Origin of the sequence: Cellulosimicrobium sp. SJTW-1 (genome assembly GCF_047716875.1) — a bacterium.
GTDB lineage: Bacteria > Actinomycetota > Actinomycetes > Actinomycetales > Cellulomonadaceae > Cellulosimicrobium > Cellulosimicrobium funkei.
Genome location: NZ_CP136680.1, coordinates 1,443,096 through 1,468,753, shown reverse-complemented (window position 1 = coordinate 1,468,753; position 25,658 = coordinate 1,443,096). Strand labels below are relative to the sequence as shown.

27 protein-coding genes are annotated in these 25,658 nt (G+C 74.7%); 8 read left to right on the top strand and 19 right to left on the bottom strand.

Features of this window, described 5'->3' with window-relative positions:
- Window positions 1-126: 126 nt before the first annotated feature.
- The 4 genes from sdhC to RSE42_RS06605 all read left to right on the top strand — a co-directional run bounded on the left by sdhC (window position 127) and on the right by RSE42_RS06605 (window position 3,639).
- Complete coding sequence (gene sdhC, locus RSE42_RS06620; RefSeq protein WP_021481379.1) at window positions 127-510, top strand: succinate dehydrogenase, cytochrome b556 subunit; 384 nt, start codon at window positions 127-129, stop codon at window positions 508-510.
- The gene (locus tag RSE42_RS06615; protein WP_021481378.1) at window positions 510-968 is read left to right on the top strand and encodes a succinate dehydrogenase hydrophobic membrane anchor subunit; all 459 of its coding nucleotides are present in this window, start codon (window positions 510-512) and stop codon (window positions 966-968) included. The genes sdhC and RSE42_RS06615 overlap by 1 nt, the downstream gene beginning before the upstream one ends.
- 71 nt (window positions 969-1,039) lie before the next feature.
- Window positions 1,040-2,872, top strand: coding sequence for a succinate dehydrogenase flavoprotein subunit (gene sdhA, locus RSE42_RS06610; protein ID WP_415298310.1), 1,833 nt, complete (start codon window positions 1,040-1,042; stop codon window positions 2,870-2,872).
- Window positions 2,872-3,639, top strand: coding sequence for a succinate dehydrogenase iron-sulfur subunit (locus tag RSE42_RS06605; RefSeq protein ID WP_034651163.1), 768 nt, complete (start codon window positions 2,872-2,874; stop codon window positions 3,637-3,639). Before sdhA ends, RSE42_RS06605 begins: the two co-directional genes overlap by 1 nt.
- A 214-nt stretch (window positions 3,640-3,853) precedes the next feature.
- Here RSE42_RS06605 and RSE42_RS06600 read toward each other — a convergent pair whose 3' ends face one another.
- From RSE42_RS06600 to sigE, 7 genes are all read right to left on the bottom strand, one after another.
- Window positions 3,854-5,041, bottom strand: a complete 1,188-nt coding sequence (locus tag RSE42_RS06600) for a YihY/virulence factor BrkB family protein (RefSeq protein ID WP_415298308.1) — start codon at window positions 5,039-5,041, stop codon at window positions 3,854-3,856.
- Window positions 5,042-5,051: 10 nt separating this feature from the next.
- A complete protein-coding gene (locus RSE42_RS06595; protein WP_085388256.1) occupies window positions 5,052-5,615 on the bottom strand; it encodes a 2'-5' RNA ligase family protein in 564 nt (187 codons plus the stop codon).
- Window positions 5,612-6,703, bottom strand: coding sequence for a tryptophan--tRNA ligase (gene trpS, locus RSE42_RS06590; protein WP_081599752.1), 1,092 nt, complete (start codon window positions 6,701-6,703; stop codon window positions 5,612-5,614). Before trpS ends, RSE42_RS06595 begins: the two co-directional genes overlap by 4 nt.
- A 67-nt stretch (window positions 6,704-6,770) precedes the next feature.
- Window positions 6,771-7,112 (bottom strand): twin-arginine translocase TatA/TatE family subunit, encoded by a 342-nt coding sequence (locus tag RSE42_RS06585; RefSeq protein WP_034651176.1) that lies wholly within the window; start codon window positions 7,110-7,112, stop codon window positions 6,771-6,773.
- Between the two features lie 9 nt (window positions 7,113-7,121).
- Window positions 7,122-8,579, bottom strand: coding sequence for a S1C family serine protease (locus tag RSE42_RS06580; protein WP_137280224.1), 1,458 nt, complete (start codon window positions 8,577-8,579; stop codon window positions 7,122-7,124).
- Entirely contained in the window at window positions 8,576-9,544 is a 969-nt protein-coding gene (locus RSE42_RS06575; protein ID WP_043659881.1) for a zf-HC2 domain-containing protein, read from the bottom strand. The genes RSE42_RS06580 and RSE42_RS06575 overlap by 4 nt, the downstream gene beginning before the upstream one ends.
- Window positions 9,541-10,158, bottom strand: coding sequence for an RNA polymerase sigma factor SigE (sigE, locus tag RSE42_RS06570; RefSeq protein WP_051028660.1), 618 nt, complete (start codon window positions 10,156-10,158; stop codon window positions 9,541-9,543). Before sigE ends, RSE42_RS06575 begins: the two co-directional genes overlap by 4 nt.
- Window positions 10,159-10,401: 243 nt before the next feature.
- On the opposite strand from sigE, the gene RSE42_RS06565 reads away from it, so the two are divergent.
- The gene (locus RSE42_RS06565) at window positions 10,402-11,007 is read left to right on the top strand and encodes an O-methyltransferase (protein ID WP_043659884.1); all 606 of its coding nucleotides are present in this window, start codon (window positions 10,402-10,404) and stop codon (window positions 11,005-11,007) included.
- A 9-nt stretch (window positions 11,008-11,016) separates the two neighbouring features.
- Here the strand turns inward: RSE42_RS06565 and RSE42_RS06560 are convergent, their stop codons facing one another.
- The 6 genes from RSE42_RS06560 to dapE all read right to left on the bottom strand — a co-directional run bounded on the left by RSE42_RS06560 (window position 11,017) and on the right by dapE (window position 17,133).
- Window positions 11,017-12,582, bottom strand: coding sequence for a leucyl aminopeptidase family protein (locus RSE42_RS06560; protein WP_233140237.1), 1,566 nt, complete (start codon window positions 12,580-12,582; stop codon window positions 11,017-11,019).
- A gap of 60 nt (window positions 12,583-12,642) precedes the next feature.
- Window positions 12,643-12,810 (bottom strand): DUF3117 domain-containing protein, encoded by a 168-nt coding sequence (locus tag RSE42_RS06555; RefSeq protein ID WP_064506638.1) that lies wholly within the window; start codon window positions 12,808-12,810, stop codon window positions 12,643-12,645.
- Window positions 12,811-12,932: 122 nt separating this feature from the next.
- A complete protein-coding gene (locus tag RSE42_RS06550; protein ID WP_415298303.1) occupies window positions 12,933-14,150 on the bottom strand; it encodes a hypothetical protein in 1,218 nt (405 codons plus the stop codon).
- Entirely contained in the window at window positions 14,147-15,142 is a 996-nt protein-coding gene (folP, locus tag RSE42_RS06545; protein ID WP_396050924.1) for a dihydropteroate synthase, read from the bottom strand. Before folP ends, RSE42_RS06550 begins: the two co-directional genes overlap by 4 nt.
- Before the next feature lie 13 nt (window positions 15,143-15,155).
- On the bottom strand, window positions 15,156-15,995 hold the full coding sequence (locus RSE42_RS06540; protein ID WP_137280218.1) for a TIGR00730 family Rossman fold protein: 840 nt from the start codon (window positions 15,993-15,995) through the stop codon (window positions 15,156-15,158).
- A 10-nt stretch (window positions 15,996-16,005) separates the two neighbouring features.
- Entirely contained in the window at window positions 16,006-17,133 is a 1,128-nt protein-coding gene (dapE, locus tag RSE42_RS06535) for a succinyl-diaminopimelate desuccinylase (RefSeq protein WP_249355854.1), read from the bottom strand.
- A 35-nt stretch (window positions 17,134-17,168) separates the two neighbouring features.
- Here dapE and dapD point away from each other — a divergent pair, with 35 nt between their 5' ends.
- A complete protein-coding gene (gene dapD / locus RSE42_RS06530) occupies window positions 17,169-18,161 on the top strand; it encodes a 2,3,4,5-tetrahydropyridine-2,6-dicarboxylate N-succinyltransferase (protein ID WP_415298300.1) in 993 nt (330 codons plus the stop codon).
- Between the two features lie 32 nt (window positions 18,162-18,193).
- A complete protein-coding gene (locus RSE42_RS06525) occupies window positions 18,194-19,171 on the top strand; it encodes a hypothetical protein (protein WP_415298298.1) in 978 nt (325 codons plus the stop codon).
- 191 nt (window positions 19,172-19,362) lie between these two features.
- Here RSE42_RS06525 and RSE42_RS06520 read toward each other — a convergent pair whose 3' ends face one another.
- From RSE42_RS06520 to fdxA, 3 genes are all read right to left on the bottom strand, one after another.
- Window positions 19,363-20,661 (bottom strand): citrate synthase, encoded by a 1,299-nt coding sequence (locus RSE42_RS06520; protein ID WP_021482791.1) that lies wholly within the window; start codon window positions 20,659-20,661, stop codon window positions 19,363-19,365.
- A 115-nt stretch (window positions 20,662-20,776) separates the two neighbouring features.
- On the bottom strand, window positions 20,777-21,919 hold the full coding sequence (dapC, locus tag RSE42_RS06515) for a succinyldiaminopimelate transaminase (protein WP_415298296.1): 1,143 nt from the start codon (window positions 21,917-21,919) through the stop codon (window positions 20,777-20,779).
- Window positions 21,920-21,938: 19 nt separating this feature from the next.
- Window positions 21,939-22,256 (bottom strand): ferredoxin, encoded by a 318-nt coding sequence (gene fdxA, locus RSE42_RS06510; RefSeq protein ID WP_024841122.1) that lies wholly within the window; start codon window positions 22,254-22,256, stop codon window positions 21,939-21,941.
- Window positions 22,257-22,410: 154 nt separating this feature from the next.
- Here fdxA and RSE42_RS06505 point away from each other — a divergent pair, with 154 nt between their 5' ends.
- Window positions 22,411-22,713, top strand: coding sequence for a hypothetical protein (locus tag RSE42_RS06505; protein ID WP_034651460.1), 303 nt, complete (start codon window positions 22,411-22,413; stop codon window positions 22,711-22,713).
- Window positions 22,714-22,810: 97 nt separating this feature from the next.
- Here the strand turns inward: RSE42_RS06505 and RSE42_RS06500 are convergent, their stop codons facing one another.
- From RSE42_RS06500 to RSE42_RS06490, 3 genes are read right to left on the bottom strand one after another with little or no spacing between them, the layout of a single operon-like run.
- Window positions 22,811-23,812 carry a prephenate dehydrogenase gene (locus RSE42_RS06500; protein WP_415298294.1) on the bottom strand — a complete coding sequence of 334 codons (1,002 nt, stop codon included), beginning with the start codon at window positions 23,810-23,812 and terminating at the stop codon, window positions 22,811-22,813.
- Complete coding sequence (locus RSE42_RS06495) at window positions 23,809-24,756, bottom strand: prephenate dehydratase (RefSeq protein WP_415298293.1); 948 nt, start codon at window positions 24,754-24,756, stop codon at window positions 23,809-23,811. The genes RSE42_RS06500 and RSE42_RS06495 overlap by 4 nt, the downstream gene beginning before the upstream one ends.
- A complete protein-coding gene (locus RSE42_RS06490) occupies window positions 24,753-25,652 on the bottom strand; it encodes a hypothetical protein (RefSeq protein ID WP_086151501.1) in 900 nt (299 codons plus the stop codon). Before RSE42_RS06490 ends, RSE42_RS06495 begins: the two co-directional genes overlap by 4 nt.
- Window positions 25,653-25,658 lie beyond the last annotated feature (6 nt).

Genomic DNA, 25,658 nt, shown 5'->3' with positions numbered 1-25,658 from the left:
GATGTCACTATGGTGGAAGCCCTGAGACCGATGCCGACGACGGTCCCGGGGTCCGGACTGAGGGAGTTCCGGACCACGGCCGGAACGTGACATCTCCCCCTGATCTCGCCACAGGAGGCCCCCAAAGTGCCCAGTGCACCAGCCGGCACGCTCTACCGCGGCCGCGAAGGCATGTGGTCGTGGGTCGCGCACCGCGTGACCGGCGTGCTCATCTTCTTCTTCCTGCTCGTGCACGTGCTCGACACGGCGCTCGTGCGGGTCTCGCCCGAGGCGTACAACGCCGTCATCGGGACGTACCAGACGCCGATCATGGGCATCGGTGAGGCGGGCCTGGTCGCGGCCATCGTCTTCCACGCCTTCAACGGCATCCGCATCATCCTGGTCGACTTCTGGTCCAAGGGCCCGCGGTACCAGCGCACGATGCTCTGGGTCGTCGTCGGCCTGTTCGTCGTGACGATGGCCGGGTTCCTGCCGCGCCACCTGATGAACGTCTTCGGAGGGGGGCACTGATGGCCGCCGCACCCACGGTCGAGGTCGCGAGCCCGCGCGACCCGTACAAGCGCCGCAAGGCCACGCGCAGCAACTACGAGCTGTACAGCTGGATCTTCATGCGCGCCTCCGGCGTCGTGCTGATCGTCCTCATCTTCGGGCACCTGTTCGTCAACCTCATGGTCGGCGAGGGCGTGCACGCGATCGACTTCGGCTTCGTCGCCGGCAAGTGGGCCTCGCCGTTCTGGCAGATCTGGGACCTGCTCATGCTGTGGCTCGCCATGTTCCACGGCACCAACGGCGTCCGCACGATCATCAACGACTACGCCGAGCGTGACGGCACTCGCCTCGTCCTCAAGCTCGCGCTGTACCTCGCCTTCACGATCGTCACGGTCCTCGGCACGCTCGTGATCTTCACGTTCGAGCCCTGCCCCGCGAACGCCCCGGCCGAGCTGCTCGCGTCGTTCTGCACGGCCTGAGCACCGCACCACCGCACGCCCCCGTCTTCCTCTCGCTCCACCCGGCTCTCTCCCAGGAGGCATCGACCCCGATGCAAACCCATCAGTACGACGTCGTCATCGTCGGCGCAGGCGGCGCCGGGATGCGCGCGGCGCTGGAGTCGTCCGGCAAGGTCCGGACGGCCGTCATCTCCAAGCTCTACCCCACGCGCTCGCACACGGGCGCCGCGCAGGGCGGCATGTGCGCCGCGCTCGCGAACGTGGAGGAGGACAACTGGGAGTGGCACACGTTCGACACGGTCAAGGGCGGCGACTACCTCGTCGACCAGGACGCCGCGGAGATCATGGCCAAGGAGGCCATCGACGCCGTCCTCGACCTCGAGCGCATGGGCCTGCCGTTCAACCGCACGCCTGAGGGCCGCATCGACCAGCGCCGGTTCGGCGGGCACACCCGCAACCACGGCGAGGCCGCGGTGCGCCGCTCGTGCTACGCCGCGGACCGCACCGGTCACATGATCCTCCAGACGCTCTACCAGCAGTGCGTCAAGCAGGACGTCGAGTTCTTCAACGAGTTCTACGTCCTCGACCTCATCACCGACCACGACCTCTCCGCGGGCGAGATCCCCGACGACGAGACGGTCACCGCGACCGGCGTCGTCGCCTACGACCTCGCGTCCGGCGAGATCCACGTCCTCCAGGCGAAGGCGATCATCTTCGCCACCGGTGGCGCGGGCAAGATCTTCAAGACGACGTCCAACGCGCACACGCTCACGGGCGACGGCATGGCCCTGGCCTACCGCCGCGGCCTGCCGCTCGAGGACATGGAGTTCTTCCAGTTCCACCCGACCGGCCTCGCGGGCCTCGGCATCCTCCTGTCGGAGGCCGCCCGCGGCGAGGGCGGCATCCTGCGCAACGCGGACGGCGAGCGCTTCATGGAGCGCTACGCCCCCACCATCAAGGACCTCGCGCCGCGCGACATCGTCGCCCGGTCCATGGCGAACGAGGTCCGCGAGGGCCGCGGCGCCGGGCCGAACAAGGACTACGTCCTGCTCGACCTCACGCACCTCGAGCCGGCGCACATCGACGCCAAGCTCCCCGACATCACCGAGTTCGCCCGGACCTACCTCGGGATCGAGCCGTACACCGAGCCCGTGCCCGTGTACCCCACGGCGCACTACGCGATGGGCGGCATCCCGACGAACGTCGACGCCGAGGTGCTGCGCGACAGCCACAACGTCGTCAAGGGCCTCTACGCCGCCGGTGAGGTCGCGTGCGTCAGCGTGCACGGCTCCAACCGTCTCGGCACCAACTCGCTGCTCGACATCAACGTCTTCGGCAAGCGCGCCGGCCGCACGGCCGCCGCCTACGCCGCGACCGCGTCGTACAGCGAGCTCCCGGAGAACCCCGCCGCGGCCGTCGTCGCGCAGCTCGAGGAGATGCGCAACCGTCCCGACGGCGAGCGCGTCGCCGACGTCCGCAAGGCGCTCCAGGACACCATGGACGCCAACGCCCAGGTGTTCCGCACGGGCGAGTCGCTCAACCAGGCCCTCGCGGACATCCGCGACCTGCAGAAGCGCTACAAGAACGTGTCCGTGCAGGACAAGGGCCGCCTCTTCAACACCGACCTCCTCGAGGCGATCGAGCTCGGGTTCCTCCTCGACATCGCCGAGGTCACCGTGGTCGCGGCGATCAACCGCAAGGAGTCCCGCGGCGGCCACTACCGCGAGGACTTCCCGGACCGCGACGACGCCAACTACATGCTGCACACGATGGCCTACCGCCGTCCGACGTCCGCCAGCGACGTCGCCGACGGGCACGTCGCGGGCTACTTCGACCACGTCGAGCAGTTCGACGGCTACAAGGTCGCCCTGGGCTCCAAGCCCGTCACCCAGACCCGGTACGAGCCCATGGAGCGGAAGTACTGATGACTGCCACACTCGAGAGCCCGGCCGCCGAGCCCAAGGCCGGGGAGATCCCCTCGTTCGAGGTCACGCTCCGCGTCCGCCGCTACTCCCCCGAGTCGGAGCACGGCGAGGAGGCGTACTGGGACGAGTTCACCGTCCAGGCGCACGGCACCGACCGCGTGCTCGACGCCCTGCACAAGATCAAGTGGGAGCACGACGGCTCCCTGACGTTCCGCCGCTCGTGCGCGCACGGCGTGTGCGGCTCGGACGCGATGCGCATCAACGGCCGCAACCGGCTCGCGTGCAAGACGCTCCTCAAGGACGTCAACCCCGACAAGCCGATCACGGTCGAGCCCATCAAGGGCCTGCCCGTGGTCAAGGACCTCGTCGTGGACATGGAGCCGTTCTTCGCGTCCTACCGCGAGATCATGCCGTTCCTCATCACGTCCGGGAACGAGCCGAGCAAGGAGCGCCTCCAGTCCGCCGCGCAGCGCGAGCGCTTCGACGACACGACCAAGTGCATCCTGTGCGCCGCGTGCACGTCGTCCTGCCCGGTGTTCTGGACCGACGGCCAGTACTTCGGCCCCGCCGCCATCGTCAACGCGCACCGCTTCATCTTCGACAGCCGCGACGAGGGCGCCACGCAGCGCCTGGAGATCCTCAACGACAAGGAGGGCGTGTGGCGCTGCCGCACGACCTTCAACTGCACCGAGGCCTGCCCGCGCGGCATCGAGGTCACGAAGGCGATCCAGGAGGTCAAGCGCGCGATGATCACCCGCGCGTTCTGACACCCCCGCACCGCCCCGAAGGGCGCCGACCGGACGGTCGGCGCCCTTCGTCGTCCCCGGGTGACGCCGCGCCCACGCGGCCCCGCACCGATCGGCACCCACGGCCGGGATCGGCAGTCTCGACCGAGATCGGCATCTGCGGCCCAGATCGGCAGCCGCACGTGCAGATCTCGGCAGCGCGTGCCGATCTCGTCCCGCCGCCCGAGCGCGGCGGTCACGTCCCGCGCGGCAGGCGGCCCCGGCGGATTCCGCGGACCAGGGGGCTCCACGGGCGGTGCGACCCGTGACCAGCGCGGAGGTGCTCCTCGGGCGACGGGACGACGGCGTCGCGCGTGCCCTCGACGGCGTCGCGCCTCTTCTGGACGTCGTCGCGCGCGCTCTCGACGGCGTGGCGGGGCGCCCGGAGGTGGCGGCCGTCGGCCGGGGGGTCGCCGTCGAGCACGGGCAGCTCGGGACGGCCGTCGCGCGCGTGCCGGGCGCCGTCGGGCACCGGGTCGGGCGGGCGCGGCGGGTTCGCCATCCACGCGCACACGGCCAGGAGGATGCGCGCGGTGAAGTTGACGAGGAGCAGCAGCGTCACGAGGACGGCGAACGACGCCAGGAGGGCGTTCCGCGTGGCGCTGCTCTCGACGAACGACGACCCGAGGTAGCGGAGCACGCCGAACCCGACGGCGGCGGTTAGCGATCCGACGAGGAGGTCGCGGCGTCGGACCTGCACCCCGGCGAGGAGCCGCACGACGACGACCACGACGAGCGCGTCGAGCAGGACGCTCACGACGAGGCCCGCACCGGTGACGAGGACGGCGGGCCCGCCGGAGAGGCCGATCGCTTCGAGGATCTGGTTGCCGAGGGACGTGACGGCGATGCCGGCGACGGCGGAGACGAGGAGGAACAGCGCGAGCAGGAAAAACCCGAGGAGGGCGCGCGCCCGGGCGAGCACGGGGCTCTGGCCGACGTCGCTCACGCCGAACATGGTCCGCACGGCGCCGCGCAGGTGGTACATGAACGACACGACGGAGAAGAGCAGCACCACGCCCGCGACGACGCTCGTGACGCTGAGCCCGGAGTCGAGCAGGAGCTGGTCAGGCCGGATCTCGCCGGGCTCGCCGTCGAGGGCGATGAGCCCGGGGACGAGCTCGTTGATCTCGCCGAAGACGACGTCCATGAGCTCCTCGCGCCCGCCCAGGACCCGCATGAAGACGGTGTAGCCGATCGTCAGCGCGGCGAACAGCGAGAACAGCGCGGAGTACGCGATGCCGCCGCACAGGAGCGCACCGCGCGCGTACAGGTAGCGGTAGGTCGCGCGGCCGGGCCGGCTGTCCTTCCAGCGCTCGACGAGCGCGTCCACCCGCGCGCGCGTGGGCGTGACGACGCGCGGGGCGGCAGGGCGGGGCGACGTCACGCCCCGAACCCTACGAGGCGGTCGCTCCCGCGGCATCCGCGCCGAGGGGGAACACCTGCTCGGGGCGCCAGACGCCGTCGTCCCCGTGCTCGTAGAGCGAGAAGCCGGCGACGTCGAACTGCGCGTCGTAGGTCGCCATCTGGTCGAACGCCGCGTCGAGCGCGGCCTCGGGCACCTCGTGCGCGACGGTCACGTGCGGGTGGTAGTTGAACCGCAGGTCCTGGGCGAGCGGGCCGGTGCGGATCGCGCTCTCGAGGTGCTCGCACTCCGCGATGCCCTCGACCACCTGGACGAACACCACGGGCGAGACGGGCCGGAACGTCGCGCTCCCCCGCAGGTGGAGGCGGAACGGCGCCGCGGTCGACGCGACCTCCGCCAGGTGCGCGCGCGCCGTGTCGAGCGCGGTGCGGTCCAGGACCGTCGGGCCGAGGAGCGTCACGTGCGGCGGGATCGACCGCGCGAGCGGGTCGCCGAACCGTGCGCGCGCGTCCTGGAGCTGCGTCGCGAACGGCTCGGGCACCTCGATCGCGATGCCGATCCGCACCTGGTGGGGCTCGCGCTCCGGGAGGTTCACGCGGTCGTCCCGCCCACGGGCAGCAGGCCGACGCGGTCGTAGATGCGGGCGAGCGTGCCGGCCGCGATCTCGCGGGCCTTCTGCGCGCCGCGCGCGAGCACCGCGTCGAGCTCGGCCGGGTCCGCCAGGTAGGTGTTCGCGCGCTCCTGGAACGGCACGAGGAAGTCGACGACGACGTCCGCCAGGTCCACCTTGAGGCGCCCGTAGCCCTGGCCGTCGTACTCGGCGGCGATCGCCTCGACGTCCCGCCCCGTGAGCGCCGAGTAGATGGTCAGCAGGTTCGACACGCCGGGCTTGGCGACCGGGTCGTAGCGGATCTCCGTGCCGGAGTCGGTCGCAGCCGACCGGATCCGCTTGGCGGCGACCTTCGGGTCGTCGAGCAGCCAGATGACGCCCTTGCCGTTGGACGAGGACTTGCTCATCTTCGCCGTCGGCTCCTGGAGGTCGTAGATCTTCGCGACCGACCGGACGATGTGGGCCTCCGGCACGACGGCGGTCCCGTCGCCGAAGCGGGCGTTGAGCCGCTCCGCGAGGTCACGGGTGAGCTCGAGGTGCTGGCGCTGGTCCTCGCCGACCGGCACGAGCGCCGCGTCGTAGAGCAGGATGTCGGCCGCCATGAGCACGGGGTACGTGAACAGCCCGACGGTCGTTCCGTCGGCGCCCTGCTTCGCGGACTTGTCCTTGAACTGGGTCATGCGGCCCGCCTCGCCGAAGCCCGTCTGGCACGACAGCACCCACGACAGCTCGGCGTGCTGCGGCACGTGCGACTGGACGAACAGCGCCGAGCGGTCCGGGTCCACGCCGCCGGCGAGGTACTGGGCGGCCGTGCGGCGGGTGCGCTCGCGGAGCCGCTCCGGGTCCGGGTTGACCGTCAGCGCGTGGAGGTCGACGACGCAGTACAGGGCGTCGTACGCGTCCTGGAGGGAGACCCACTGGCGCAGCGCACCGATGTAGTTCCCGAGCTGCAGCGAGTCCTCGGTGGGCTGCATGCCCGAGAGGATCCGTGGCCGGGTGCCCGTCGGGCTCCCGGGCTCCTGCGTGGTCTCCGGGACCGGTGCCGGACCGATGTGCGTCGCCTCGATGGACATTGCCCCATTCTGACAGGTGCTCGGGCGCCGGAACGAATCGCCGTCGTACCGCGGTCGGACGACGGGGTCAGGTGGCCTCGTCGTCGAACGGGGCGGGCCCCGTCGGCGCGACGGGAGCGGCCGGGCGGGGCGGGGAGACGCGCTCGGGCAGGGGGTCGTCGTCCAGGAGTGCCTCGCGGACGATCCGGCGCGGGTCGTACTGGCGCGGGTCGAGCTTGGCCCAGTCGACGTCCGACAGCTCCTCGCCGAGCTCCGCGTCCACGCGCGACTTCGCGTCGCGCAGGTAGCCCCGCGCCGACCGCACGAACGCCCCGAGCTGCTCCGCGTAGCGCGGCAGGCGCTCGGGACCGATGACGACGACCGCCACGATGAGGAGCACGACGAACTCGGCTCCGTTGATCCCGAACACGCCGACAGACTACTCGCTCGTGGCCTCGTCGAGGACGACGCGCACGTCGCGCTCCTGGTCGCCGGTCCGCACGCGCAGGGTCACCGCGTCCCCCGGCGCCTTCGCCCGGATCGCGACGATGAGCTCGTCCGACTCGGTGACGGGCCGGCCGTCGATGGACAGGATCACGTCTCCCGGCCGGATCCCGGCGGCGTCCGCCGGGCCGTCGGGCGTCACGGCGGGCGTCCCGGACTGCGCGTCGGTCGAGACCTGCACGCCCTCGCCCTGGTAGCGCTGGTCGAGGAGCACGCCGATCACGGGGTACGTCGCGACGCCGTCGGCGATGAGCTGCTCGGCGGTCCGGCGGGCCTGGTTCGACGGGATGGCGAACCCGAGCCCGATGCTGCCCGTGGCCTCGCCGCTCCCCGGCGGCTGCGCGATGGCCGAGTTGATGCCCACCACCTGGCCCCGGCCGTCGACGAGCGGGCCGCCGGAGTTGCCGGGGTTGATCGCGGCGTCCGTCTGGATCGCGTTGATGAACGCCGTCTCCGCCGCGGCACCCGCCTGGACCGGGCGGTTGAGCGCGCTGATGATCCCCGTGGTCACGGTCCCGTTGAGCCCGAGCGGCGCACCGATGGCCACCACCGGGTCCCCGACGACCACCTCGTCGGAGTCACCGAGAGCGAGCGGCGTGAGGCCCGAGTCCTCGACCTTGACGACCGCGAGGTCGTAGTCGACCGTGCGCCCGACGAGCTCGGCCGGGCTCTCGTGCCCGTCGGAGAAGAGCACGACGATGTCGCCGCCGTCGGCGGCCGACGCGACGACGTGGTTGTTCGTGAGGATGAAGCCGTCCTCCCGCAGCACGAAGCCCGATCCGGTCGCGACGCCGTCGGCCCCGCGGACCTGGAGCGAGACGACGCTGGGCAGCACGGTCGCCGCGATGTCCGCCACCGAGCCGTCGGGGCGGTCCGCGCCGGGCTCGACGCTCGCGGGCGGCAGCGCCGAGACGGACGAGCCGGAGGGCTGCGGGTCGGCGAGGCGGTCGGCCGCGACGCCGCCGACGGCGCCCGCGACGAGCGCGAGCACCGCGACGCCCGCGACGGCGGCCGGGCGCAGGCCGCGTCGCGGGGCGGTGCCGACCGCTCCGCGGGGCACGCCCACGAGGGTCGGGTCGACGGACCCGCCCGGGCGCGTCGGCGCCTCGGGCTGGCCGAACGCGCTCAGCCGCTCCCAGGGGTCCGTGGGCCCCGCGCTCGAGGGTTGCGCAGGCGCGGGCACCGCGGGCGGCGGCGGGACCGGTCCCGGACCGTACGCGGGCACGGCGTGGCCCGACGCAGCGCCCTCAGCGGGCCGTGGGGCCTCGGCGGGCCGTGGGGCCTCGGCGGACGGCGGGACGGGCACGCTGCGGTAGGCCGACGGCGGCGCGAACGGGTTCGGCGCGGCGTCGCGCGGACCGGGCTGCTCCGGTCCGGTCTGGGGGTCGGTCATGAGGTGCCGAGCGCTCCTGTCATGGTCGTCCAGCCCCGGGAGATGCGCGCCGGGACCCCGGCATCGTAGTCACGGGCCGGGAACGCCGCCACGAGGGCGGCGACCGTCTCCTGCTCGGTGTCGGCGACGACGTCGATCACCGTGTCGCCCGACTGCCACACGACGTGCCACGGCGCCTCGGACAGCACGTGCACGCGGCGACCGTCGACGTCCCACGTCTCGCCGCCCGCGAGCGCCGACGTGTCCAGCAGGCCGGTCTGCTCACGCACGACCGCCTCCCCGCCCGGCGCCTCGAGGTCGATCTCCAGCACGCCGCGCCGCGCGTCGTCGCGCACGTCGGTCACGCGGAAGCCCTCGGGGAGCGGCGTCGGGCAGGTCCAGCCCTGCGCGGCGAGCGCCGCGAGGGCGGACGCGCTGCCGTCGGCGACCGTCCCCCCGCCCGACCCGCCGTCCGGACCGTCGGTCCGCGCGCCGCCGACGACGAGCGCGCCCGTGGCCCGGGGTGCGGCCTGCGCGAGCACGGTGAGCGGGTCGCTGCGGTGCAGGTCCGGCGTGACGAGCGGGCTCTCCCCCAGCGCGAAGAGGCCCACCGCCGCGACGCCGACGCCGCTGACGACGAGGCCGACGACCCGCCGCCGGAGCGAGACGCGGCGCACCTCGCCGCTCCACGCGCCGCGCGGGAGCGTCGCGGTCTCTGCCCAGGGGTCGCTCGGCGCGGGCGCCGCGCGCAGCGGGTCGCCGTCCGTCGGCGGGATCTGGGCGGACAGCGCGAGCAGGCGTGCGGCGAGGTCCGGCGCCGGCTCCACCGGCCCGGCCGTGCTCAGCGCGCGCCGGGCCGCCCGGGCCGCGGAGAGCTCTGCCGCGCACCGCGGGCAGCAGGCCACGTGCTCCAGGGCGCGCTCCGCCTCCGCGGGCGACAGCTGCCCGTCGACGAGCGCGGAGAGCCGCGAGCCGAGATGGGTCACGCCGCCCCCCGGGCGCCAACGGCCGTCGGTGCGTCGTCCGACGCCGGACGCTCCGCGGGGTCGCGGTGCGGCAGTGCGGCGCGCAGCTGGGAGCGCGCGCGGTGGATCCGCGAGCGGACCGTGCCGAGCTTGATGCCGAGCGTGACGGCGATCTCCTCGTAGGAGAGGCCCTCGATGTCGCACAGCACGACGGCGGCCCGGTACTCCGGCGAGAGCGCGTCGAGCGCGCGCTGCACGTCGTGGTCGAGGTTCGCGTGCTCGAACCCGCGCTCCGGCTGGGCCTCGGCGCGCGCCGGGTAGTGCCCGTCGTCGTCGCCCATGGCCTCCATCCGGATGCGCTGCTTGCGCCGGACCTGGTCGAGGAAGAGGTTCGTCGTGATCCGGTGGAGCCAGCCCTCGAACGTGCCCGGGGTGTAGCTCGACAGCGAGCGGAACACCCGGACGAACGTCTCCTGCGTGAGGTCCTCCGCGTCCTGGCGGTTGCCGGTGAGGCGGTAGGCGAGCCGGTAGACCCGCGCCGAGTGCTCGCGCACGATCGCGTCCCACGACGGCGGCACCCACGTGCCCGCGTCCTGCTGGCCGTGCGTGCTGGTCCTCGGTCGTGCGTCGTCCACGTGGTCCATCGTCCCAGAAGAACGTCCCGCCCCCGGCGCGTGTTCCCCGGCTCACGCGGGACGTGCGCGCGACGTCCACGGCCCGTGCACACGCGCGCGGCGCGGGAACGGGCCGGCGTGGGAGGGGGCGGGTACGATCCGAGACAGTGCCGGCCCGGCCCCCGGGGCCGGACGACGGACCACCAGGAGGACCTGATCACCAGCGACGTCGGCACCCACCGCAGCGCCAAGGCGGCGAGCTGGGTGTACAGCGAGGAGTTCGTCTCCGAGGACGAGGTCCTCCTGCGGGCGCGCGACCGCGCGGCCGAGCTCGGCTGCCCCGCGGTCCTCCCGGGCGTCGGGGCCGTGCTCCAGGTCCTGGCCGCGTCCCTCGCGGCCCGCGCGGTCGTCGAGATCGGCACCGGCACGGGCGTCGCCTCGATCTGGCTCCTGCGCGGTATGCCCGCCGACGGCGTGCTGACGACGATCGACGTCGAGGTCGAGCACCAGCGCGCGGCGAAGGCGGCGTTCGCGGAGGAGGGCGTGCCCGCGTCCCGCACGCGCACGATCCCGGGCCGCGCGAGCGACGTGCTCCCCCGCCTCACCGACGGCGCGTACGACCTCGTCCTCGTCGGGGCCGACAAGCACAGCTACCCCGAGTACGTCGAGCAGGGGCTGCGCCTCCTGCGGCCGGGAGGCGTGCTGGCGGTCGACGGCGCGCTGTCGCACGACCGCGTCGCCGACCCCGCGCGGCGCGACGAGGTGACGACGATCGTGCGCGAGGTCGGCCGGTCGCTCCGGTCCGACGAGCGCGTGCTGCCGGCACTGCTGCCCAGCGGCGACGGCCTTCTGCTCGCCGTCCGCCGCTGACCGGCCAGGTCAGAGCCGGTCGAGCGCCTCGAGCAGCAGCCGGGCGCCGAAGCCCGTCGCCCCGGCCACGACCTCGTGCCGGTCGGCCGTCGCGCGCGCCGGTCCCGCGACGTCGAGGTGGGCCCAGGGCACGTCGCCCACGAACTCCCGGAGGAACAGGGCGGCCGTGATGGCCCCGCCGCCGGGGCTCTCGACCGGGACGTGCCGCAGGTCGGCGACGTCGGAGCGCAGGGCACCCGCGTAGTCCTCGACGAGCGGCATGCGCCACACCCGCTCGCCCGTCGTGCGGGCGGCGTCCTCGAGCGCGTCGGCGACAGCGTCGTCGGTCGCGAACAACGCGCCGTGACCACGACCCAGGCCCACGCTGGCCGCGCCGGTGAGCGTCGCGACGTCGACGAGCACGTCCGGGGCGAGCTCCTGCACGGCGTACCCGACGGCGTCGGCGAGGACGAGGCGGCCCTCGGCGTCCGTGTTCGCGACCTCGACCGTGCGCCCCGACCACGTGCGCAGCACGTCACCGGGACGGTACGACGCCGCGCCGACGTGGTTCTCCGCGAGCGGCAGCACGGCGGTGACGCGCCGGTCCGAGCGCGCGCGGGCGGCCCCGAGCACGACGGCGAGCGCGACGGCGGCGCCCGCCATGTCGGTCTTCATGGGCACCATCGCCTCGCGCGGCTTGATGGACAGGCCGCCCGTGTCGTAGGTGATGCCCTTGCCGACGACGACCACGTGCCGCGGCGCGGAACGGTCCGTCGCCGGGGTCACGCCGTGGTCCGCGGGGTCGTACGTGACGGTGACGAGCCGGGGCCCGCGGGCCGAACCGGCGCCCACGGCGAGGAGCGCGCCGAAGCCGTCGGCGGCGAGCTCGGCGGGGCCGCGGACGGTGGTGTCGAGGCCGAGCGCGTCGGCCAGCCCGAGCGCGCGGTCGGCGAACCAGGCCGGGTCCTTGACGTCGGACGGCGTGTTCGCGAGGTCGCGCACGAGCCACGTCGCGGCGGCCGCGCGGGTCGCCGCCTCGATCGGTGCCGCCACGTCGGGACGGTCGGGCGGCGTGAGCAGCACGAGCTGCGCGGCGGCGTCCTGCGCGCCGGCGGGCGCGTCGCCGCGGCGCGGCTGGGCGTACGCGGCGAGCAGGTAGCCCTCGACGTAGGCGCGGACCTCGGCCGCCCCGGCGTCCGCGGTCACTGCGCTCACGACCCGCTCGAGGCCGCGGGACGCACGGGCCAGCGCGGCCCCGGCGCGGCGCAGGTCCGTCGCGGTGCCGGCGCCCACGCCGAGCAGCAGGAGGCGGGGCGGCAGGCCCGCCCACGGCAGCCGGGTCGTGGACCCGACGTGCGCGCGCGGCAGGTCCACGCGCACGACCTCGCCGGCCGCGCCGCGGAAGCCCGGGCCGCCCGCGCGCTCGGCCAGCTCGGCGAGGTCGACCCCGTACCGCAGGGTCGCGTCGACCGTGCCGGCGCGCGGCTGCAGCCCGTCCTCCGCCTCGCGCGGCGGCGCGACGGCGACCACGACCGCGTCGGCCTGTGCCTCGTCGACGAGCGGGGCGTCGCTCAGCGCGCCCCGTGCACCGACCACCTCCGGCAGCGCGCGCGGGATCTCCGAGGTTCCGGAGACCCGGCGCTCACGTGCGGGCAATCAGCCCACCACGGCCTGGAGCGCCTCACCCAGCTCGCTGGCCTCGGTCGCGTTGAGCTCGACCACCAGACGCCCGCCACCCTCGAGCGGGACCCGCATGACGATGCCTCGCCCTTCCTTGGTGACCTCCAGCGGTCCGTCACCCGTCCGCGGCTTCATCGCAGCCATCGATGGCACTCCATTTCCGTTTGTCCCGAGTCCACCCCGCACGCGCGAGGAGGGGCGTCCGACCTCGGACGACGCCCGGGGGACAGTCTAGTTCACGCGTGCCGACATCCCGGGCGTCCCGGTCACGGCGGCCAGCCCGACGGCGGGACCAGCCGCCACAGCGACCAGACCCACCACACCTGGCCCACGACGCACGCGACGGTCACCGCCGCGAGCCACGCCCGCGACCGCGTCCACCCGACCGTCACCGCGCCGAGCGGGAACGCGAGCAGGAGGAAGCGCACGAGCGACGTACCCGGCTGGACCGTCGCCACGAGGTACGCCAGGTACGCCCCGGACCACGCGTGCATCTCCGGGCCGAGACGCGCCGCCACCGGGTTGAGCACGAGCGCGGCGGCCACCACGAGGACGAGCGCGAGGAGCCACGGGCCGGCGTCGCCCGCGAGCCACCGCGAGACGTCCACCCACGGCACGAACGGCACGACCTCGGCGCCCCCGCGCCAGGCCTCCTGGGTGCGGAAGTACGCCTGGTGCACGCCCGTCACCGCGCCGCACAGCCAGGGCCACACGAGCCCGCTCCCGAGGGCGACGACCAGCAGCCCGCCCAGCCGGGCGGCGTCGGGCCCGCGCAGGTCCCCCCGGCGCCACCGCGCGAACCCGTGCCACAGCACGACCGCCGTCATCGGCAGCGCGACCGCGCGGCAGAAGCCGAGGAGCACGACGAGGAGCGCCGCCCCGGCGTAGCGGCGCCGCGCGAGCAGGAGCAGCGCACCGGCCACGAGGAGCAGGGCGAGCGACTCGGTGTAGGCGACCTGGAGGACCGGGCTGGAGGGGAAGACGCTGACGAGCAGCACCGTCGCGAGCGGGAGGCCCGGGCGGCGCTCGACGGCGGCCGCCCCGGCCGTCGCGACGAGCCGATGGACGACGAGCGCCGCGCCTGCCCCGCACGCGAGCGCGACGGTCGGTGCGAGCACCTCCCAGCCGAGCCCCGTGACCGCGTCGAGCGCGCGGACGAGCGCGGGGAAGAGCGGGAAGAAGGCCCACACGTTCTGCTGCACGGCGCCGTCGGGGCCCACGGGGAGCGTGTCCGGGTAGCCGGAGGCGTAGACCTGCTCGTACCAGCTCGCGTCCCACATCCGGCCGACGTAGGCGAGGTACGAGGGCGCGGCGTCGGTCCACAGGTTCTGCTCCTGGGACCGCGCGGCCACGAGCAGGACGACGGCGCTCACCGCCCGGGCCAGGGCGTACACCACGAGCACCTGGACCCACCACCGCCAGGTGGCGGGCCGCAGCAGCCGCGCCCGCGCCGCGGGGAGGACGGCCGTGCGCGGCGTCGTCACGCCAGGCCCCGCAGGGCCGCTGCCGGGGCCGTCTCGTCGCGGACGGCGGAGACCAGGTCGAGGACGCGGCGCGTCGCCGCGACGTCGTGCGCGCGGAAGACGCGCGCGCCGAGCCACGCGGCGACGGCCGTCGCCGCGAGCGTGCCCTCGAGGCGCTCGTCGGCCGGGAGGTCGAGCGTCTCCCCCACGAAGTCCTTGCGCGACAGGGCCATGAGGAGCGGGAAGCCGAGCCCCGCGAGCACCTCGGTGCGGCGGAGCAGGTGCAGCGAGTGCCACGTGTTCTTGCCGAAGTCGTGGGTCGGGTCGACGAGCACCGACGCGCGCGGGACGCCGCACGACACCGCCCGCTCGGCCGCGGCCCGGAGCGTCGTCACGACGTCCTGCACGACGCCGTCGCGCGGATCGGCCGCTCCGGGACGGGCCGGGTAGTCGACGCGGACGGGGTCCGTGCGCGGCCGCGCTCCCCCGGTGTGCGAGCACACCACCCCGATCCCGTGCTGCCCGGCCACCTCGACGAGCCGCGGGTCGTGCCCGGCCCACGTGTCGTTGACGAGGTCCGCGCCCGCGAGCGCCGCCTCGTGCGCGACGTCGGCCCGCCACGTGTCCACGCTGACGAGGAGCTCCGGGAACTCCGACCGCACGCGGGCGACGAACGGGACGACGCGGCGGATCTCCTCCGCCGGGGTGACCTCCGGGCCGACCCCGGCGCGCACGCCGCCCACGTCGAGGATCTCGGCGCCCTCGCGGACCGCGCGCTCGACGGCGGCGAGCGCCTGGCGGTCGTCGAGCTGGCGCGCGCCGGCGTAGAACGAGTCGTCGGTGCGGTTGACGATGGCCATCACGGCGGGCCGGTCGAGCTCGCGCCCGCGCAGCACGAGCGACGTGCCGCGCGGCGGCACCCCGAGCGGCGGCAGCGGGACGGGCGCGCCCTCGGACGGGCGCGCCCCCGGCTCGCCCCCGCCGGAGCCGGGCGCGCCGGGACCTGCGGTCATCGTGCCGCGCCCGTCAGCTCGCGTCGCCGGCCTGCGCCCGGGCGAGCTCCTCGGTCGCCTCGCGCTCCTCCGCGCGCAGCTCGGCGCCGCGGTCGCACACGTACTCGACGGCCTCGGCCGGGTCGTCGCACAGGTGGACGAGGTCGAGGTCGTGCTCGCTGATCATGCCGCGCCCCACGACGGCGGTCCGCGCCCAGTCGAGCAGGCCGGTCCAGTAGTCCGTCCCGACGAGCGCGACGGGGAACTCGGTGATCTTGTGCGTCTGGACGAGCGTGAGCGCCTCGAACAGCTCGTCGAACGTGCCGAACCCGCCCGGCAGCACGACGAAGCCCTGGGCATACTTGACGAACATCGTCTTGCGGGCGAAGAAGTAGCGGAAGTTCACGCCGAGGTTGACGTAGCGGTTCATCCCCTGCTCGAACGGCAGCTCGATGCCGAGCCCGATCGACAGGCCGCCGGCGTCGGACGCGCCCTTGTTGGCCGCCTCCATGATGCCGGGGCCGCCACCGGTGATGACGGCGAAGCCCTCGTCGACGAGGAGGCGCCCGACCTCCTCGGCGAGCGCGTAGTCCGGGTGGTCCGGCTTGGTGCGCGCCGAGCCGAACACGGAGACGGCCGGGCCGACCTCCGCGAGCGCCCCGAAGCCCTCGACGAACTCGCTCTGGATCCGCATCACGCGCCACGGGTCGGAGTGCACCCAGTCCGCGCTCCCCCGCGAGTCGAGGAGGCGCTGGTCCGTCGTCTGGCCCGGGATCTGGTCCCCGCGCAGCAGCACCGGACCCTTGCGGTACCCGCTGCCCGTCTGGGGCACGCCGTCGTCGGAACCTGGCTGGTCACGCACCGTGTCGCTCATGGTCACGAGCCTATGCCGCAGGGGCGGCCGTCAGCCACGCACGGAGCGCGTCGCGGCACAGCGCGAGCTGCCCGACGGGGCACCGCTCGTCGTCCTTGTGCGCGAGCAGCGGGTCCCCGGGGCCGAAGTTCACCGCCGGGACGCCGAGCTCGGCGAAGCGCGCGACGTCGGTCCAGCCGTACTTCGGGGCCGGCGCCCCTCCGGTCACGCCGAGGACGGCCGCCGCGAAGTCCGCCGCGAGCGGGTCGTCGAGGCCGGGCCGCGCGCCGGGCGCCGCGTCGGTGAGCGTGACCGCGAACCCGGTGAAGAGGTCGCGGACGTGCTGCTCGGCCTCGGCCACGCTGCGGGAGGGGGCGAACCGGAAGTTCACCGTGACGACGCACTCGTCGGGCACGACGTTGCCCGCGATGCCCCCCGTGATGCCGACGGCGTTCATGCCCTCCCGGTACACGAGGCCGTCGACCTCGATCTCCTGGGGGACGTACGCGGCCAGGCGGTCCAGCACCTCGTGCGCGGCGTGGATCGCGTTGGTCCCCGTCCAGGAGCGCGCGGAGTGGGCCGCGACGCCCGGCACGCGCACCTCGGCGCGCAGCGTCCCGTTGCACCCGCCCTCGAGGCCGGCGGACGTGGGCTCCCCGAGCACCGCGAAGTCCGCCTCCAGCAGGTCCGGGCGGTTGCGCGCGAGGCGCCCGAGCCCGTTGAGGTCCGCCGCGACCTCCTCGTTGTCGTAGAAGACCCACGTGACGTCCTGCGCCGGGGCGTCGAGCTCCGCGGCGAGCGCGAGCGCGACGGCGACGCCGCCCTTCATGTCGACCGTGCCGCGGCCCCAGACCTCGGCGTGCGCGCCCTCGCCGACGACGCGCGTCGGCAGGTTCGGCGGGACCGTGAGCGGCACCGTGTCGAGGTGGCCCGCGACGACGACGCGCCGCTCCCGGCCGAGCGCCGTGCGCGCGACGACCGTGTCGCCGTCGCGGACGACCTCCAGGTGCGCGACCGTGCTCAGCGCGGCCTCGACCGCGTCCGCGAGCGCGCGCTCGTCCCCGCTCACGGACGGCACGTCGCACACCGCGCGGAACAGGGCGACGAGGTCGCCGCGGAGGTCGAGCACGGGTCCGGTACCAGGGGTGGGAGACGTCACGCCAGCACCCTACCGGTGCCGGATAGGGTGGGCGCATGACTTCTGCGACCCCCGCGCCCGCCCCCTCGGCGGGCGCGTCCGAGCCGCGTACGGCGTGGGGCTACGGCCTGGCGACCGTCACCGACGACGGCACGACCCTCGACGTCTGGTACCCCGCGCCGGAGCTCGGCGCCGCCCCGGCGGACGCCGCCGTCCCCGCGTCCCTCGACGCGCTCGCCGAGCGCGACGAGCTGCGCGGCGTGGACGTCGTCGTGGTGCGGACCGAGATCGACCTCGACGCCGCCCCCGCCGACACCGCCGACGCCTACCTGCGCCTGCACCTGCTCTCCCACCGTCTCGTCGTGCCGCACGGCCTGAACCTCGACGGCCTCTTCGGCGTGCTGACGAACGTCGTGTGGACGAACCACGGCCCGTGCGCCGTCGACGGCTTCGAGGAGACGCGCCTGCGCCTGCGCGCGACCGGCCAGCCCGTGACCGTGCTCGGCGTCGACAAGTTCCCCCGCATGGTGGACTACGTCGTCCCGTCGGGCGTCCGCATCGCCGACGCGGACCGCGTGCGCCTCGGGGCCCACCTCGCGGCCGGCACGACCGTGATGCACGAGGGCTTCGTGAACTTCAACGCGGGCACGCTCGGCACGTCGATGGTCGAGGGTCGCATCTCGGCGGGCGTCGTCGTGGGCGACGGCTCCGACGTGGGCGGCGGCGCGTCGATCATGGGCACGCTGTCCGGCGGCGGCCGCGAGGTCATCTCGGTCGGGCAGCGTTCCCTGCTCGGCGCGAACGCGGGCCTCGGCATCCCGCTCGGCGACGACTGCGTCGTGGAGTCCGGCCTGTACGTCACCGCCGGGACCAAGGTGACGGTCCTCGGGCAGCAGGACGCCTCGGGCGAGCCGCTCGTCGTCAAGGCGCGCGACCTCGCCGGCCGGTCCGGCATCCTCTTCCGGCGCAACTCGCTGACCGGCGGGGTCGAGGCGGTCTCGCGGACCGGCGCGGGCGTCGAGCTCAACGCCGCGCTGCACGCGAACTGACCGGCCCCTGCCGAGCACGCCCCGCCTCGACGATGACGACGACGCAGCCCCCGCGCTCCCCGAACGCCCCGGCGCCGGGGCGCGTCCGTTCGCGCCGACGCCCCCTGCGCACCGCGGTCACCCTCGTCACGGTGGCCGCGGTGGGGGTCGGCGCGGTCGTGGTCGCGCTCAACCGGCTCGACGACGCGACGCCCGTCGCGGAGCGCTGCGCCGCGACCGCCGACGGCCGCACGTGGTACCTCTCCGTGACGCAGGCCGACAACGCGGCGCTGATCACCGGGGCCACCGTGCGGCGCGGGCTGCCCGCCCGCGCCGCCACCATCGGGCTCGCGACCGCGCTGCAGGAGTCGCGGCTCGTCAACATCGACTACGGCGACCGCGACTCCGTCGGCCTGTTCCAGCAGCGCCCCTCGCAGGGGTGGGGCACCGTCGCGGAGATCATGGACCCGGTCTACTCGACCAACACGTTCTACGACGCGCTCGAGACGGTCGAGGGCTACGAGGGCATGGAGGTCACCGTCGCCGCGCAGACCGTCCAGCGGTCCGCGTTCCCCGACGCGTACGCGCAGCACGAGCCCCGCTCGCGCGCGTGGGCCTCCGCGCTGACCGGCTGGTCGCCCGCGTCGCTCACGTGCGACCTCGCGGCGGTCCCGGCGGAGGAGGTCCCGGCCGACGGCGACCCGGCCGAGCCGTTCCGGGAGCGCGTCGCGCGCGACCTCGGGGACGCCGTCCGCGTCGCCCCGTCGGACGGCGGGGACGGGGGCCTGGTCGTGGTCGACGCGTCCGCGCTCCCCGGCGCCGCGGAGGACGGCGGCGTCGAGCGGTCGGCGTGGGCCGTCGCCCAGTGGGCCGTGGCGACGGCGGACGCCACGAACGTCGTCGCCGTCGAGGTCGGCGACCGCCGCTGGTCGCGCGACGGCGCGACGTGGACGACCCCCGACCCGGCCGACCTCGCCCCGCTCGACCCGGGCGTCCTGCGCGTCCACGTCGCCGTCCCCGACGCGTCCTGACCGACCGCCGTCGGCCCGCGCCGGCGCGGTGTCGCGGACGGTGCCTCGCCGAGACGGGAGAAGTGGCCCCTCACGCACCCCGCGTCGGGGCCACGTCTCGCGTCTCGTCCCGGGGGTAGCCGCCGGGCGGACGACGAGACGCCGCGTCGCTCACCGTGGGGTGAGCGGCGCGGCGTCTCGGTGGACGGGCGTCAGCGGTCGGAGACGGCGACGTAGTCGCGCTCGGTCTCGCCGACGTAGACCTGGCGCGGGCGGCCGATCTTGGTCTGCGGGTCCTTCATCATCTCGCGCCACTGCGCGATCCAGCCGGGCATGCGGCCCAGCGCGAAGAGCGGCGTGAACATGGCGGGCGAGAAGCCCATGGCCTTGTAGATGAGGCCCGTGTAGAAGTCCACGTTGGGGTAGAGCTTGCGCTCGATGAAGTAGTCGTCGTTGAGCGCGATCTCCTCGAGGCCCATGGCGATGTCGAGGAGCTGGTCCTTCTTGCCGAGGGTGGAGAGCACGGCGTCGGCCGACTTCTTGACGATCGCCGCGCGCGGGTCGTAGTTCTTGTAGACCCGGTGGCCGAAGCCCATGAGGCGGACGCCGTCCTCCTTGTTCTTCACCTTCTTCATGAAGGTGTCGACGTCGTACTCCGCGCCCGCGATCTTGTCGAGCATGGTGAGCACCGACTCGTTCGCGCCGCCGTGCAGCGGGCCCGAGAGCGCGTTGACCCCGGCCGCGACGGACGCGTAGAGGTTCGCGTGCGAGGACCCGACGACGCGGACCGTCGAGGTCGAGCAGTTCTGCTCGTGGTCGGCGTGCAGGATGAGCAGCTTGTCGAGCGCGTCGACCACGACCGGGTCGGCCTCGTACTGCTGGTACGGCGTCGCGAACGTCATGCGCAGGAAGTCGTCGACGTACCCGCGCGAGTAGTCCGGGTAGAGCAGCGGCTCGCCGACGCGGCGGCGGTGCAGGTACGACGTGATGGTGCGCGACTTCGCGAGGAGCAGGACCGTCGCGAGCTCGACCGTCTCGTCGTCGAACGGGTCGAGCGACTCGGGGTAGAACGTGGACAGCGCGTTGATCGCGGACGACAGCACCGCCATGGGGTGCGCGTTGCGCGGGAACGTGCCCATGAACGTGCGGAAGTCCTCGTGCACGAGCGTGTGCCGGTTGACGCGCTCGACGAAGGCGTCGAGCGTCGCGGCGTCGGGAAGCTCGCCGTGGATGAGGAGGTAGGCGACCTCGAGGAAGCTCGACCGCTCGGCGAGCTGCTCGATCGGGTAGCCGCGGTACCGGAGGATGCCGGCCTCGCCGTCGATGTACGTGATGCTCGACTCGCACGACGCGGTGTTCATGAAGCCGGGGTCGACGGTCACGAGGCCGGTCGACTTGAGCAAGGAGGACACGACGATGCCGTCGTTGCCCTCGGTCGCCGCGACCACGGGCAGGTCCTGCGCCTGGTCGTCGACGAGGAGGCGGACCTTCGCCTGCTGAGTGGTGGTCATGGTTCCCTTCCTGCTGCTGCTCGCGCCGTTGCCGCGCGGTCGACCGTACCCCGCCTCACCCGCACGTGACCAATCAGGAACCGTCACGAGAACACCACACCCGCTGTGATCCAGGTCACGCCAGCGGGAGGCCTCCGGAGAGTCGAGCCGCGGCCTCGTGGACCCGCTCGTCGGTCGCGGTGAGGGCGACGCGCACGTGCCCCGCACCCTCGGTCCCGTAGAACGCCCCGGGCCCGACGAGGACGCCCCGGTCCGCGAGGGCGGAGACCGTCAGCCAGCAGTCGCCGGCCGCCTCGTCGGCGGGCCGCGTCCACAGGTACAGGCCCGCCTCGGAGTGGTCGATCACGAGGCCCGCGCCGGTGAGGGCCTCGACGAGCACCTCGCGGCGGCGTGCGTAGACGTCCCGCTGCGCGGCGACGTGCGCGTCGTCGGACAGGGCCGCGACCATCGCGGCCTGGACCGGTGCGGGGACGATCATGCCGAGGTGCTTGCGGGTCGCGAGCAGGTCCGCGACGAGCGCCGCGTCCCCGGCCACGAACGCCGCGCGGTAGCCCGCCATGCTCGACTGCTTGGAGAGCGAGTAGGTGACGAGCAGGCCGTCGTGCGACCCGCCGCACACCGCCGGGTCGAGCAGGCTCGGGACACCGGTCGTCGTGAAGGGCTCGGTCCACGCGAGCTCCGCGTAGCACTCGTCGCTCGCGACGACCGCGCCGATCTCGCGGGCTGCGGCGACGACGCGCGCGAGGTGCGCGGCATCGAGCACCCGGCCCGTCGGGTTGCTCGGCGAGTTGACCCAGACCAGCCGCACGTCGTCGCGCCCGGCCCACGCGTCGACGTCGTCCGTCGCGAGGGACGTCGCGCCCGCGAGGCGCGCGCCGACGTCGTAGGTGGGGTACGCCGTCCGCGGGTGCACGACGACGTCGCCGGGCCCGAGCCGCAGGAGCGAGGGCAGCAGCCCGACGAGCTCCTTGCTCCCGACGGTGGGGAGCACGGCGTCGGGGTCGAGGCCGGGGACGCCGCGACGGCGGGCGAACCACGCGGAGACCGCCTCGCGCAGTGCGGGCGTCCCGTGCGTCGTCGGGTAGCCGTGCGCGTCGGACCCGGCGGCGAGCGCGTCGCGCACCACGGCGGGGGTCGGGTCCACCGGCGTGCCGATGGAGAGGTCGACCACGCCGCGGGGGTGCGCTCGCGCGCGCTCCGCGTACGGGGTCAGCGTGTCCCAGGGATAGGCGAGACCGGAGAGGTCGGCGAGTCCCACGAGCGCCGGCGCCGGAGGCTCAGGCCTGCGGCGGCAGGGCGGCGATCATCGGGTCGTCCTTCTCGATGAGACCCATCTTCGCGGCGCCGCCGGGCGAGCCGAGGTCGTCGAAGAACTCGACGTTGGCGCGGTAGTAGTCGCTCCACTCCGTCGGCACGTCGTCCTCGTAGTAGATCGCCTCGACGGGGCAGACCGGCTCGCACGCGCCGCAGTCGACGCACTCGTCCGGGTGGATGTAGAGCGACCGCTTGCCCTCGTAGATGCAGTCGACAGGACATTCCTCGATGCACGCCTTGTCCTTGACGTCCACGCACGGCTGGGCGATCACGTAAGTCACGACCGAGTACCTTTCTGGGTTCGTCCGGACCCGGCCCGGCGAGGGGCGAGGTCATGACAGGGACATGCACGACTAGTATCGCTCAGGTCGGGCGGTGCCCGACCCTCTCTGACCAGCCCGTGGACGAACGTCACACGACCCGAGGAGCCGCCGCGTGCCCGACTCGCCCTGGACGACGTGGGCGCCGGGGACGCGGGTCGTCGTCCGCCGCAGGCTCTCGCCCGACGACGCGGCCGCCGCGGGCAAGCCCCTCACCGACGTGATCGGGGTGGTCGTGGAGACCACCGCGACCACGCTCGTGCTGCGCGAGGACGCGGGCGGCAGCGCCCCGCCGCACCGCGGCCACGGCCCGCGCGACGACGCCCCTCCCCTGGTCTCCGTGCCGCTCGACGCGATCGTGGCCGGCAAGCCGGTCCCGCCGCGGCCACCGCGACGGCCCGCGTCGCGCCCGGACTGACGACCGGGCCCGACGGACGACCGGTCGACGGGGCCTCGCGACGGGGCCCGGCGACGACGTGACCCGCCCCGGGCGACGCCGGGACCGCGGTCGCACCTCAGGCGACGACGACCGCCCGGTCCTCGACGTCCACGACGACGGCGCCGCGCGCCCCCGCCGCGGTGAGCGTCTCGCGCCAGGTGCCCGCGTCGTCGAGGTCGACGCGCACGGGCTCGCCGGTGCCGCCCGTCGCGGCGCGCACGGGGTCGGGCCGGTCGAAGAACTCCCCCACGGGCGCGTTGGTCTCCAGCGCGCGCACGAGCTGCTCGAGGTCGCGCACGACGACGCGCAGCGCGGACGCGACCCACACGGCGTTGTCCGTGACCATGGCCTCCGTCCGGCGCGGGTCGGTGCGCCCCACGCGCGTCGCGTCGCGGAAGCTGCCCGCGGCGAGACCCAGCGCGACGTCGCGCACGGGCGCGTCGGCGACGACGCCCAGGAGCTCGGTGGCCAGGACGTGCGGGACGTGGCTGACCAGCGCGGTGGACTCGTCGTGGACGTCGTCGGTGAGCACGTGCACCGTGCCGCCGAGCGGGCCCGTGACGAGCCGCAGCACGCTCGTGAACGCGTCCGGTCGCGTGGTCGCGTCCACCGTCACGGCCCAGCGCGCGCCCGCGAGCATCGCGGGGTCCGACGCCTCGAAGCCCGAGTGCTCCGTCCCGGCCATGGGGTGCGCCCCGACGTACCGGGCGTCGAGCCCGGCGGACCGGACGGCGTCGCGCACCGCGCCCTTGACGCTCCCGACGTCCGTCACGACCGTCGCGCCCCGCACGTGCCGGGCGACGTCGGCCGCCACCGCCCGCATGGCGCGCAGCGGCACGGCGAGCACGAGGACGTCCGGCTCGTCGGCGCAGACCTCCGCGACGTCGCCGACCACGCGCAGGCCGGCGGCGCGCGCCGCCGCGCGCGTGGTCGCCGTGGCGTCGTAGCCGGTCACCTCGACGCCCCGCTCGTGCAGGAGCCGGGCGACCGAGCCGCCGACGAGACCGAGGCCGACGACGCCGACCCGGACCACCGCGCGGGACGTGCCCGGCTCCGGCGCGGCGCCCGCGGCGGTCACCACAGCAGCCCCGTCGCGAGGCCCGCCGCGCCGGTCGACGCGTCGACGCTCCCGACCGGGACGTGCGCGGCGTCGACGTCGGCGCGCACCGCCCCGTCGAGCTCGCCGCGCGCCGGGACGACCCCGAGCGTCTTGAGCGCGTCCCCGGCCCGGACGAGGTCCTCCAGGACCGCACGCACCGGCACGTCCCAGGGCGCGCCGTCGACCACGAGGACGAACGCGTAGGTGCCCGCGACGGCCTTGAGCGGCCGGGTGATGAGGCTCGACAGGTTGACGCGCCGTGCGCCGAAGGATTGCGTGATGCGGGCGAGCACCCCGGGGCCCGTGACGACGGGCGTGACCGCGAGCATCGTGCGCCACGTCGTCTCGCCGCTGCTGCGCGCCCGGCCGAGCGCCGCGGCGGCCTCCGCACGCGGCGCCAGCACGAGGAACCGCGTGCGCGCGCCCGCGAAGTCCTCGACCGCGCGCTCGACCGTCTCCAGGCCGTAGAGCTCACCGCAGATCGTCGGGCCGAGGGCGACCTGGTGCGGCCCGGCGTCGCGGCACGCCGCGGCGTTCGACGACGCCGCGACCGGGACGAGGCCCGTCCGGCGCACGAAGCCCTGGCACTGCGCGAGGCCGTGCGGGTGCGCCGTGACCTCGGTGAGGTCGCCGTGGCCCGGGCGCGCGAACGCGTCGAACGAGATGTCGAGCACGACCTCGTCGACCGCGACGACGCTCGCGCTCCCCACGATCGCGTCGAGCGAGGGCACGACGTACCCCTCGACCGTGTTCTCGATCGCGACGACGCCCCGCTCGTGCTCGCCCGCGGCCACGCCCGCGAAGACGTCCGCGACGGTCTCGCGGGCCGCGAGCCCGGCACCCACCGGGCCGTGCTCGGCCGACCACGCGGCCGCCGCCTGGTGGGTGAACGACCCCTCGGGGCCGAGGTACCCGACGCTCACGCGTGGACGGGGTCGGGGGCGGTCGCCCAGCGCGGCTCGAGCGCGTCCGGGCCGGGCACGAACTCCTGCCCGGGCAGGACCGCGAGCACCCGGTGCGCGACGCCCCGCTCCCCGAACCCCGTGACGAGGGCGTCGAGCGTCGTCGCGTCGGGGCACGAGAACGCGCAGAAGAAGATGTGCGGGCCCGCCTGCGAGCGGTGGCTGCGCAGGTGCTGCAGGTCGATCCCGGCCGCGGCGACGAGCGCGAGCGTCTCCTGGAGCGAGCCGCGGTGGTCGTCCCGGGGCCCGAACGCGAGCCACACCTGGGCGACGCCCTCCGCCCGCGGCGCCGCGTCGCGGCTCTCCAGCAGCCCGTACCAGACGGGCGCGCCCTCGCCGAGGAGCTCGCTCCCCGGGAGCTCGGCATAGCCGAGCGCGGCGAGCGGCCCGTGGGCCACCGAGCGCTCCACGACGAGGCTGCCGTCGGCGCCGGCGAGCGCGACCCGCTCCTCCAGCGTGGTGCGGGTCGGGACGAGCGACGGGCTGACGCCCATCGTGCGCAGCACGTGGCGCCGGTCGCGCATGCCCGCCTCGTCGACCACCACGTGCCCCGTCAGGTCGCGGGCCGCCGTCGACCGGCCGACCCAGACCCACTGCGACGGCACCGCCGACGCGCCGGTCAGCACGAGCGACGGCGGCGCCGCGAGCAGCGCGCGCTCGAGCTCGTGCGACGGCTGTGCCGGGTGGCCCAGGTGCACGACGGCGGCCAGCGCGTCGATGCTCGCGACGGTCGACAGCGTCGCCGTCGTCGACCCGAGGTCGAGCAGCGCCTCCGTCGGGTCGCCGTCGACCCATCCCGCCGCCGTGGCCGCGAGCAGCGCCTGCGCTCCCGACTCCCGTTCGCTGCGTCCGAGCATGGGACC

Bases quoted from the DNA above. Each gene is read 5' to 3' on its own strand.
- RSE42_RS06615 (WP_021481378.1), top strand. From the start codon at position 510: ATGGCCGCCGCACCCACGGTCGAGGTCGCGAGCCCGCGCGACCCGTAC.
- sdhA (WP_415298310.1), top strand. From the start codon at position 1,040: ATGCAAACCCATCAGTACGACGTCGTCATCGTCGGCGCAGGCGGCGCC.
- RSE42_RS06605 (WP_034651163.1), top strand. From the start codon at position 2,872: ATGACTGCCACACTCGAGAGCCCGGCCGCCGAGCCCAAGGCCGGGGAG.
- trpS (WP_081599752.1), bottom strand. From the start codon at position 6,703: ATGTCCATCGAGGCGACGCACATCGGTCCGGCACCGGTCCCGGAGACC.
- RSE42_RS06580 (WP_137280224.1), bottom strand. From the start codon at position 8,579: ATGACCGACCCCCAGACCGGACCGGAGCAGCCCGGTCCGCGCGACGCC.
- RSE42_RS06555 (WP_064506638.1), bottom strand. From the start codon at position 12,810: ATGGCTGCGATGAAGCCGCGGACGGGTGACGGACCGCTGGAGGTCACC.
- folP (WP_396050924.1), bottom strand. From the start codon at position 15,142: ATGACCGCAGGTCCCGGCGCGCCCGGCTCCGGCGGGGGCGAGCCGGGG.
- RSE42_RS06540 (WP_137280218.1), bottom strand. From the start codon at position 15,995: ATGAGCGACACGGTGCGTGACCAGCCAGGTTCCGACGACGGCGTGCCC.
- dapD (WP_415298300.1), top strand. From the start codon at position 17,169: ATGACTTCTGCGACCCCCGCGCCCGCCCCCTCGGCGGGCGCGTCCGAG.
- RSE42_RS06525 (WP_415298298.1), top strand. From the start codon at position 18,194: ATGACGACGACGCAGCCCCCGCGCTCCCCGAACGCCCCGGCGCCGGGG.
- RSE42_RS06520 (WP_021482791.1), bottom strand. From the start codon at position 20,661: ATGACCACCACTCAGCAGGCGAAGGTCCGCCTCCTCGTCGACGACCAG.
- RSE42_RS06490 (WP_086151501.1), bottom strand. From the start codon at position 25,652: ATGCTCGGACGCAGCGAACGGGAGTCGGGAGCGCAGGCGCTGCTCGCG.